The organism is Pseudomonas sp. MNR3A (assembly GCF_009650575.1).
GTDB classification, from domain to species: domain Bacteria; phylum Pseudomonadota; class Gammaproteobacteria; order Pseudomonadales; family Pseudomonadaceae; genus Aquipseudomonas; species Aquipseudomonas machongensis.
The window spans coordinates 1-11,301 of sequence record NZ_VZZS01000039.1; the positions used below are offsets into that span (position 1 = coordinate 1).

General features: G+C 68.4%; 2 protein-coding genes. Both read left to right on the plus strand.

Annotated elements, in window-relative coordinates; genetic code table 11:
- Positions 1 to 4,664, plus strand: a 4,664-nt coding sequence (locus F6X62_RS24165) for a non-ribosomal peptide synthetase (RefSeq protein ID WP_153774937.1), incomplete at its 5' end; no start/stop codon positions are given.
- Positions 4,664 to 11,301: non-ribosomal peptide synthetase (locus tag F6X62_RS25490; RefSeq protein WP_178117590.1), on the plus strand; the 6,638-nt coding region annotated here is incomplete at its 3' end. The genes F6X62_RS24165 and F6X62_RS25490, both read left to right, overlap by 1 nt.

Here is an 11,301-nt window from a genome sequence, read left to right on the forward strand (position 1 = left end):
CGCCCAAGGCGCTGTTCCAGCACCAGACCGTCCAAGGGCTGGCGACCGTTGCCCAGGAAGGCGAGGGTGCGCAACTGATCGAGCAGGGCCCGTTGACTGGCGAGATGCCGCTGCTGCCGATCCAGCAAGCGTTCTTCGACACCGACATCCCCGAGCGTCACCACTGGAACCAGTCGGTGCTGCTCAAGCCGGCCCAGCCGCTGCATGCGGGTTACCTGGAGCAAGCGTTGCAGGCGTTGGTCGCGCACCACGATGCGCTGCGCCTGAGCTTCACCGAAAGCGATGCTGGCTGGCAGGCGCATTACCGTCCGCTTGGCGAGCAGCCAACCGAGCTGCTCTGGCAACGCACCCTGAACACTGCCGATGAACTGGAAGCCCTGGCCGAATCGGCCCAGCGCAGCTTGTCGCTGGGCGATGGCCCGCTGCTGCGCGCCGTGCTGGCGGACCTGCCGGACGGCAGCCAGCGCCTGTTGCTGGTGATCCACCACCTGGCGGTGGATGGGGTGTCGTGGCGCATCCTGTTCGAAGACCTGCAACTGGCCCTCGAGCAACTGAGCAGCGGCAAACCCCTGGCCCTGCCGGGCAAGACCAGCTCGCAGCGTGACTGGGCTGGCGAACTGCAACGCGCCGCGCAAAGCCCGCGCCTGCAACAGTCGCTGGACTTCTGGCGTGCAACGCTAGAAGGCGCCCACGACAGCCTGCCGTGCCAACGCCCGGACACCGCCAATCGCAACTGCGACGGCGTGACGGTGCACAGCACACTGGATGCCGAGCAGACCCGGCAACTGTTGCAGCAGGCGCCCGCCGCCTACCGCACCCGTATCAACGACCTGTTGCTGACGGCCCTGGCCCGTGTGATCTGCCGCTGGACTGGCCACGACCACGCCCTGGTGCAACTGGAAGGCCATGGCCGCGAAGACCTGTTCGAGCACCTCGACCTGACCCGCAGCGTCGGCTGGTTCACCAGTGTATTCCCGGTGCGCCTGACCCCGGCGGCAGGCCTGGGCGACTCGCTCAAGCAGATCAAGGAGCAACTGCGCGCGATCCCTGATAACGGCCTGGGCTTCGGTGTGCTGCGTCACCTGGGCGACGCCTCGGTGCGCGACGCCCTGCGTGCGCTGCCGACCCCGCGCATCACCTTCAACTACCTCGGCCAGCTCGATGCCAGCTTTGCCGACGAGTCGCCTGCCTGGCTGCCTGCCGGGGAGAACCGTGGCGCCGAGCATTCACCCGAGGCGCCGCTGGACAACTGGCTCAACCTCAACGGCCAGGTGTTCGACGGGCGCTTGCAGATCAGCTGGACCTTCAGCCGCGAGCGCTTCGATATCGCCACGCTGCAGCGTCTGGCCGAGGACTACCAGCGTGAGCTGGTGGCGGTGGTCGGCCATTGCTGCACGGTTGGTGTCGCCGGCGTGACGCCGTCGGATTTCCCCCTGGCCGGGCTGGATCAGGCCCAGCTCGATGCCCTGCCAGTGGCGGCGCAGACAATCCAGGACCTCTACCCACTGTCGCCAATGCAGCAAGGCATGCTGTTCCACAGCCTCTACGAGCAGGCCAGCGGCGACTACATCAACCAGATGCGTGTCGACATCGATGGCCTCGACCCACAGCGCTTCCATGCCGCCTGGCAGGCCACGGTGCAGGCCCACGACATCCTGCGCACCGCCTTCGTCTGGGAAGGTGATCTGGCCCAGCCGCTGCAGGTGGTTCGCCAGCAGCTCGAGGTGCCTTTCAGCGTCCATGACCTGTGGGATCTGGACGCGCCAGCCCCGGCCCTCCAGGCCCTGGCCGATGCCCAGCGCCAGCAGGGTTTCGAGCTGGCCAGTGCGCCGCTGTTGCGTCTGCTGCTGGTGGACCTGGGCCAAGGCCGTCACCACTTCATCTACACCTATCACCACATCCTGATGGATGGCTGGAGCCACGCCCAGGTGCTGTCCGAAGTGCTGCAGCACTACAACGGCCAGGCACAGGACGCGCCGCGCGGACGCTACCGCGACTACATCGACTGGCTGGCTCGCCAGGATCAGCAGGGCAACCAGGACTTCTGGCGCGCGCAACTGGCCGAACTGGACGAGCCGACCCTGTTGGCCCAAGTGTTGCGCGGCGTCACGCCTGCCAGCGGTGAGCAGGCCCACGCTCAGCACGACCAGGTGTTCGATGCCCCGCGCAGCGCGCGTCTGGCGGCCTTTGCCCGCGAGCAGAAAGTCACCCTCAATACCTTGCTGCAAGCAGCCTGGGCGTTGCTGTTGCAACGGCATCAGGGGCAGCAGACCGTGTGCTTCGGTGCCACGGTGGCGGGGCGCCCGTCGGAGCTAGCGGGCGTCGAGCAGCAGGTCGGTCTGTTCATCAACACCTTGCCGGTCGCGCTGACCCTGCACGCCCAGCACAGTGTCGCCAGCCTGCTGCAGGGCCTGCAGGCGCAGAACCTGAGTCTGCGCGAGCATGAATACACGCCGCTGTTCGACATCCAGCGCTGGGCCGGGCAGGGTGGTGAAGCCCTGTTCGACAGCCTGCTGGTGTTCGAGAACTATCCAGTGTCGGACGTGCTGCAGGCGCGTGCACCGGATGGCCTGCGCTTCGGTGCCATCGACAACCTCGAACAGACCAACTACCCCTTGACCCTGCTGGTCAACGCCGGCGAGCAACTGAGCCTGCAATACAGCTTCGACCCGCAGTGCTTCACCCCGGCGCAGATCGCTGGGCTGGCGGCGCAACTGGCGCAGATCCTCGACGCCCTGGTCGAAGATGCCGAACGCCCGCTGGGCGAGGTCGACAGCCTGCCGGCGGACCTGCGCCGCCAGGTGCTGCACGACTGGAGCGGCCAGGTCGGCCACGATGTGAGCTGGCTGCCAGTGCACCGTCAGTTCGAGGCCATGGCTCAGGCCCAGCCCCAGGCTATCGCCGCCGTCTATGGCACGGAATCGATCAGCTATGCCGAGCTCAACCTGCGCGCCAATCGCCTGGCCCACGCCCTGATCGCCCGGGGTGTGGGGCCAGACCGCCTGGTGGGGCTGTGCCTGGACCGTGGCCTGGAAATGCTGGTCGCATTGCTGGCCGTGCTCAAGGCCGGTGGCGCCTACGTGCCACTGGACCCGGACTTCCCCGAAGAGCGCCTGGACTACATGATCCAGGACAGCGGCATCGGCCTGCTGCTGACCCAGCCCCACCTGGCCGAACGGCGCACCCTGCCTCAGGGCGTACAGCAGATGCTGCTGGCAGCGGAGTCGGATGCGCTGGACGCGCGGGCGGCGCATGACCCGCAGGTGGCGGTGGCTGACGACCACCTGGCCTACGTGATCTACACCTCCGGCTCCACCGGACGGCCCAAGGGGGTGATGGTCCCGCACCGGGGGCTTGGCAACTTCCTCGACAGCATGGCGGCTGCGCCAGGGTTGCAGGCCCACGACCGGGTGCTGTCGCTGACCACTTTCTCGTTCGATATCTTCGGTCTGGAAATCTTCCTGCCGCTGGTGCGCGGCGCACGTGTGGTGCTGGTGGATCGCCAGGCTGCACGCGATCCCGAGCAACTGCTGGAGGTGGTGCGCGAGCAGGCCGTGAACGTGGTGCAGGCCACGCCGTCGACCTGGCGCATGCTGCTCGACAACCCGCAGGCCGAGCTGCTGCGTGGTTGCCGCATGCTCTGCGGGGGCGAGGCGCTGGCACCGGAACTGAGCCTGCGCATGCTCGCCCTGGGGGGCGAAGTGTGGAACCTGTATGGCCCCACCGAGACCACCATCTGGTCGGCACGCCGACGCCTGGAGGCCACACAGCCGGCACCGTTGCTGGGCGAGGCCATCGGCAATACCACCTTGTTCGTCGTTGGTCCCGACCTGCAACCGGTGGCGCCGGGCGTGGCCGGTGAGCTGCTGATCGGTGGCGAGGGCCTGGCCCGCGGCTACCACGGCCGCGCGGCACTGAGCGCCGAGCGCTTCGTGCCGCATCCGTTCGCGGACGATGGCGCGCGGCTGTACCGCACGGGCGACCTGGTGCGCCACCTGGCCGATGGCACCCTGGAGTACCTCGCACGCCTGGATCATCAGGTGAAGATCCGCGGCTTCCGCATCGAGCTGGGCGAGATCCAGGCCCTGATGCAGGACCATCCGCAGGTCCGCGAGGCCGTGGTGATTGCCCGCGACGGCGCGGGCGGCGCACAGCTGGTGGGCTACGTGGTGCCGCTGGAGGCCGCCGAGGCGGGCAGCGATGGCCTGCGCGAGGCGCTGCGCCAGAGCCTGGCCGAGCGGCTGCCGGCCTACATGGTGCCGGCGCATATCCAGGTGCTTGAACGCATGCCGTTGACCCCCAACGGCAAGCTCGACCGCAAGGCCTTGCCGGCCGTCGACGCCAGCGCTTCACGCCAGGTCTACCAGGCGCCACGTACCGACCTGGAACGCCAGGTCGCCGAGGTCTGGCAGCAGGTGCTGCAACTGGAGCAGGTCGGCGTGCACGACCACTTCTTCGAGTTGGGCGGGCATTCGTTGCTGGCTGTCAGCGTGGTCTCGCGCCTGCAACTGGCGCTGGGTCTGAAGCTGTCGCCGCAGTTGGTGTTCCAGGCGCCGGTGCTGGAGCAGTTCGCCGAGGCGCTGGGCCAGGCAGGCGGGCAGGTGGTAGATGAATCGAAATTGAGCAAGCTCGAATGGCTGCTTGACGAAATGGAGGAAGTTTGATGGAAACCCAAGCAGCCCTGAGAATCGCGCAGCGCTTCATTACCCTGCCGCTGGAAAAGCGCCGCCTGTACCTGGAGAAGATGCTGGCGGAGGGGGTGTCCCCGGCCAACCTGCCGATCCCGCAGGTGCAGTCAGCCTTCGAAACGCTGCCGGTGTCCTACGCCCAGGAGCGTCAATGGTTCCTCTGGCAGATGGACCCTGGCAGCACCGCCTATAACCTGGCGACCGTGCTGCGTCTGCGCGGCCACCTGGACATCGACGCCCTGCAGCGCAGCCTCGACTGGCTGGAGCAGCGCCATGAAAGCCTGCGCACCCGCTTTGCCGAGCAGGACGGGCGCCTGAGCCAGCGTATCCTGCCGCCCGCGGGGCTACCCCTGGCGCACGAGCAACTGGCTGCCGGCACCCCGGGCGATGCGGCGCTGGATGCCTGCATCAAGGCCCGGGTCGAAGCCCTGACCCAGCAGGTGTTCGACCTGTTCGACGGCGCGCTGGTGCGTGCCAGCGTGCTGAAGGTGGGTGAGCACGACCATGTGCTGGCCATCGTCCAGCACCACATCATCGCCGACGGCGCCTCGATCCAGATCATGATCGGCGAACTGGTGCGGGCCTACGGTGCATTCAGCCAGGGGCAGGCCCCCGTGGCAGCGGCGCTGCCGATCCAGTACGCCGACTATGCGATCTGGCAGCGGCACTGGATGGAAGCCGGCGAGCGCGAGCGCCAGTTGCACTACTGGCGTGAGCAACTGGGTGGCGAGCAGCCGCTGCTGGCGCTGCCGGGCGACCGTCCGCGACCGGCGGTGCAGAGCCTGCGTGGCGAGCGTCTGGAGGTGAGCCTCGATGCCGACCTCAGCCGTCAACTGCGCAGCCTGGCCCAGGGGCAGGGCGCGACCCTGTTCATGCTGTTGCTGGCCAGCTTCCAACTGTTCCTGCACCGCTACAGCGGTCAGCACGACATCCGTGTCGGGGTGCCGGTGGCCAACCGCAACCGCCCGGAAACCGAGGGGTTGCTCGGCTTCTTCGTCAACACCCAGGTGCTGCGCGCCGAGATCGATGGGCAGCAGCCGTTCCGCGCCTTCCTCGAGCAGGTCAAGCACACCGCGTTGCGCGCCCAGGAGCATCAGGACCTGCCGTTCGAGCAACTGGTCGAAGCCCTGCAACCGCAACGCAGCCTCAGCCATGCGCCGCTGTTCCAGGTCATGTTCAACCACCAGCGCAGTGCCCCGGCGCGCGGCCAGGCCCAGGCTGCACCGGGCAGTGACCTGCGCGTCGAAGGGGTGGCCTGGGACAACCCCACCGCGCAGTTCGACCTGACCCTGGAAACCCATGAGTCCGACGACGCGCTGATCGCCGCCTTCACCTATGCCACCGACCTGTTCGAGCGCGACACCGTGCAGCGCCTGGTCGCTCACTGGCAAACGCTGCTCGCGGCCATCGTCGCCGAGCCTGACCAGCGTTGCGCCGAGCTGGCGCTGATGAGCGCCGCCGAAACCGAGCAGGTGCGCCTGCGTGCCCAGGGGCCGCAGGTGGCGCATGCCGATGCTCGCCCGGTGCACCTGCAAGTGCAGGCCCAGGCCGAGCGCACGCCGCAGGCCGTCGCCGTGGTCTGCGCCGGGCAGCAGTGCAGTTATGCCGAGCTCGACGCGCGGTCCAACCGCCTGGCACGTGAGCTGATCGCCCGTGGCGTCGGCCCCGAGGTGCGCGTGGGCATCGCTGCCGAACGCAGCCTGGAGCTGGTGGTGGCGCTGTTGGCCGTGCTCAAGGTCGGTGCGGCCTATGTGCCGTTCGACCCGGCCTATCCTGCCGAGCGCCTGGCCTACATGTTCGACGACAGCGGCATCGGCCTGCTGCTCGCCCAGCCAACCCTGCTGGCGCAACTGCCGCTGCCGCAGGGCCTGGACGTGCTGGCGCTCGAGCCTGCGAGCGCGGTGCAGGATGGGGATTTCATCGCGCCGCAGGTTGCGGTGGATGGCGAGCACCTGGCCTACCTGATCTACACCTCCGGCTCCACCGGCCAGCCCAAGGGCGTGGCGGTGCGGCATGCCGGCCTTGGCAACCACATGGCATGGATGCGCGAGTGCTTGCCGCTGACGGCCGAGGACCGCGTGCTGCAGAAGACCGCGATCAGCTTCGATGCGTCGGTGTGGGAGTTCTGGTTGCCGCTGATCTGCGGCGCGCGCCTGGTACTGGCGGCGCCGGGGCAGGACGAGTCGCTGGCGCAACTGTGGGAGCAGGTTCAGGCGCACGGCATCACCGTGCTGCAATCGGCGCCGTCGCTGTTGCAGGCGATGCTGCCCCAGGCACGCCCTGAGCAATTGGCCAGCCTGCGCACCGTGCTGTGCGGCGGCGAGGCCCTGAGTGAGCAGTTGTGTGCACAGCTGCGCGAGCGCTGGCAAGGGCGCCTGGTCAACCTCTATGGCCCGACCGAGGCGACCATCGACAGCACCGCGTGCGAAGTCCCGGCCGTGCTGGCAGGGGCGGTAGTGCCGCTGGGCATGCCGATCGACAATGCCAGCGCCTACGTGCTGGGCGAGGCGTTGCACGTGTGCCCGGCGGGCGCTGCCGGTGAGCTGTGCATCGGTGGCGAAGGCCTGGCGCGCGGTTACCACCAGCGCCCGGCCCTGACCGCCGAGCGCTTCGTGCCCGATCCGTTCTCCAGCCGACCCGGCGCGCGCCTGTACCGCAGTGGCGACCTGGTGCGCCAGGCCGACGACGGGGTGATCGACTACCTCGGGCGTATCGACCATCAGGTGAAGATCCGCGGCCTGCGCATCGAGCTGGGCGAGATCGAGGCGCGCCTGGGCGCGCTGCCGGGTGTCCGCCAGGCGCTGGTGCTGGCGCGTGAGCAGCAGTTGCTGGCCTACGTGGTGCCCGAGCCGGGCCAGGACGAGCCATTGGCGGCGGCCCTGCGCGAGGCGCTGCAAGGGCAGCTGCCTGCCTACATGGTGCCCAACCATCTGTTGCTGCTGGACGCGTTCCCGCTGACCAGCAACGGCAAGCTCGACCGCAAGGCGTTGCCGCTGCCTGAAGCCAACGCGGGCAGCGAGCAGGTCGCACCGGCCAATGACCTGGAACTGCGCCTGCACGCGCTGTGGCAGGACGTGCTCAAGTGCCAGGCGCTGGGCGTGACCGACAACTTCTTCGAACTGGGCGGCGACTCGATCGTCTCCATCCAGCTGGTCAGCCGTGCGCGCCAGGCGGGTATTCGCTTTACTCCCAAACAATTGTTCCAGCACCAGACCATCCGCGCCCTGGCCCAGGTCGCCGAGCTGGGCGGGCAGGGGCTGGTCATCGACCAGGGCCCGGTGCACGGCAGCCTGCCGCTGCTGCCGGCCCAGCAGGCGTTTTTCGCCGCGTTGCCTGAAGAACCTGCGCGCTGGAACCAGTCGGTCTGGCTCAAGCCCGCCCGCGCCTTGTCGGCCGAGACGCTCACCGCAGCCCTGAGCCAACTGGTGAACCACCACGATGCCCTGCGCCTGTCGTTCGGCGCCCAGGGCGCCTACTTCCGAACCCCAGAGGCGATGCAGGCGCTCTACCAGCAGTCGGCCTTGCTGTGGCAGGCCGAGGTCGAGGACGACGCTGCGCTGGAGGCCCTGGCCGACCGCGCCCAGGGCAGCCTGGCGCTGGAAGACGGTTCGCTGCTGCGCGCGGTGCTGGCGCAGCTCGCCGACGGCAGCCAACGTCTGCTGCTGGTCATCCACCACCTGGTGGTCGATGGTATTTCCTGGCGCATCCTGTTCGATGACCTGCAACAGGCGCTGACCCAACTGGACGCTGGCCAGCCGTGCGTGCTGCCGGCCAAGACCAGCTCGCTCAAGGCCTGGGCCGAGCGCCTGGCGGCTGCGGCCGAGGGCGATATGCGCGGGCAGATGGCCTATTGGCAGACGGCACTGGCCGGCGTACCGCGCGACTTGCCGGTAAACGACCCGCAGGGCTCGCTGGCCAACGCCCTGGCCCACACCGTGCACACCCGGCTGGATGCCGAGACCACCCGGCGCCTGCTGCAAGAAGCACCGGCGGCCTATCGCACCCAGGTCAACGACCTGCTGCTGACCGCCCTGGCACGGGTCGTGGCGCCCTGGTGCGGGAGCGACAGCGCCTTGGTCCAGCTTGAAGGCCATGGCCGCGAGGAGCTGTTCGACGACATCGACCTGACCCGTACCGTTGGCTGGTTCACCAGCCTGTTCCCGGTGCGCCTGGACCACTGCGCCGACCTGGGCAGCGCGATCAAGCGCGTCAAGGAGCAACTGCGCGCGGTGCCCGACAAGGGCCTGGGCTTCGGCGTGCTGCGTTACCTTGGCAGCGCCGATGATCGTGCGGCGCTGCAGGCGCTGCCGCAGCCGCGTATCACCTTCAACTACCTTGGCCAGTTCGACGCCAGCTTCGACCCGCAACAGGCATTGCTGCGCCCCAGTGGCGAGGCCCGTGGCCGCGAGCAGGGCGATGCTGCGCAACTGGGCAACTGGCTGACCCTCAATGGCCAGGTGTACGACGGCCAGTTGAGCCTGAGCTGGACCTTCAGCCCGCAGATGCTCGAAGTCGCCACTGTGCAAGGCCTGGCCGATGCCTACCGCGAGGCACTCGGCGCCCTGGTCGAGCACTGCACCGAGGCTGGCCACGCCGGGCTGACCCCGTCCGATGTGCCATTGGCCGAGCTGGACCAGGCCGGCCTGGATGCGCTGCAGCTGGACGCCAGCACCGTCGAGGACATCTACCCGCTGTCGCCGATGCAGCACGGCATGTTGTTCCACTCGCTCTACGACCAGGCGGGCGGTGACTACATCAACCAGATGCGCGCCGATGTACAGGGCTTGGATGTGGCGCGCTTCCGGGCCGCCTGGCAGGCCACCATCGAGGCCCACGCGATCCTGCGCACCGGCTTGCGCTGGCAGGGCGAGCTGACCCGGCCGCTGCAGGTGGTGCAGCGCCAGGTGCAGGTGCCGTTCACCGAGGTGCGCTGGGATGGTCAGGTGCCGGACAGTGCACGGCTCGATGCCTTGGCACGCGAAGCCCGTGAGCAAGGTTTCGACCTGGAGCAGGCGCCGTTGCTGCGTCTGTTGCTGGTGGGCAACGGTGCCAACAGCCATCACCTGATCTTCACCAGCCATCACATCCTGATGGACGGCTGGAGCACCGCGCAATTGCTGGGCGAGGTGCTGCAGCGCTATGCCGGCCAGGCCATCGCGGCGCCGTCGGGGCACTATCGCGACTACATTGGCTGGCTGCAGCGGCAGCCGGCGCAGGCCCGTGAGGCGTTCTGGCGCCAGCAACTGGACGGCCTGCAGGCCCCGACCTGGCTGTCGCGTGCCTTGCCGGCGCCGCAGGCTGGCGGGCAGGGCGGTTATGCCGATCATCATGCCGGCCTCGATGCCCAGGCCATGACGCGCCTCGGCGTGCTGGCGCGCCAGCACAAGGTGACCGTCAACACGCTGGTGCAGGCCGCCTGGCTGTTGCTGTTGCAGCGCTATACCGGGCAGCGCAGCGTGTGCTTCGGCGCCACCGTGGCGGGTCGCCCGGCTGAGCTCAAGGGCATCGAGCAGCAGATCGGTCTGTTCATCAATACCCTGCCGGTGATCGCCGCGCCCGATCCGCAGGTGTCGCTGGCGCAGTGGTTGCAGACGGTCCAGGGCGTCAACCTGGCCCTGCGCGAGCACGAGCACACACCGCTGTTCGAAATCCAGCGGTGGGCCGAGCAGGGTAGCCAGGGCCTGTTCGACACCTTGCTGGTGTTCGAGAACTACCCCATCGCCGAGGCCCTGGAGCAGGGCGGCGACCAGAGCCTGCGCTTCAGCGCGGTACGTGCCCACGAGCAAAGCAACTACCCGCTGACCCTGGCGGTGGCCGCCGGGCGGGAGCTGACGCTGCATTTCAACTACGACCGCACACAATTGCGCGACAGCGCCGTCGAGGGCGTGGCGCGTCACCTGCTGCACCTGCTGGAGCAGTTCTGTGCCGACGCTCAGGCACCGTTGCACCAGTTGAGCTTGCTGGAGGGCCGTGAACGGACCCGTATCGAACGGCAGTGGAATGCCAACGGCCTGGACTTCGACCGCAGCCAGTGCATCCATCGCCTGATCGAAGCCCAGGTACGCCGCACGCCGCAGGCGTTGGCGGCGATCTGGGGCGATGAGCAACTGGACTACGCCACCCTCAATGCTCGCGCCAACCGCCTGGCCCGCCACCTGGTGAGCCTGGGTGTCGGCCCCGAAGTGCGGGTCGGCGTGGCCTTGCCGCGCGGCATGTCGATGTTGGTAGCGCTGCTGGCAGTGCTCAAGGCCGGTGGCGCCTACGTGCCGCTGGACCCGGACTATCCGGCCGAGCGCGTCAGCTACATGCTCGACGACAGCGCAGCCCGCGTGCTGATCAGCGAACGTGCGGTGCTCGATGCACTGGCGGTCGATGGCGCGTTCGCGAGCGTGCTGCTCGATGAGCTGAATCTGGACGGCGACGACAGTGACCTGCCAGCCCGCGCCGTGGCCGACAATCTGGCCTACGTGATCTACACCTCCGGTTCTACTGGCCGCCCGAAAGGCGTGGCCATTGCTCATCGCAACGTCGCCGCACTGGTGGCCTGGTCGCAGCAGGTCTACAGCCAGGCGGACATCCAAGGCGTGCTGGCCAGCACCTCGATCTGCTTCGA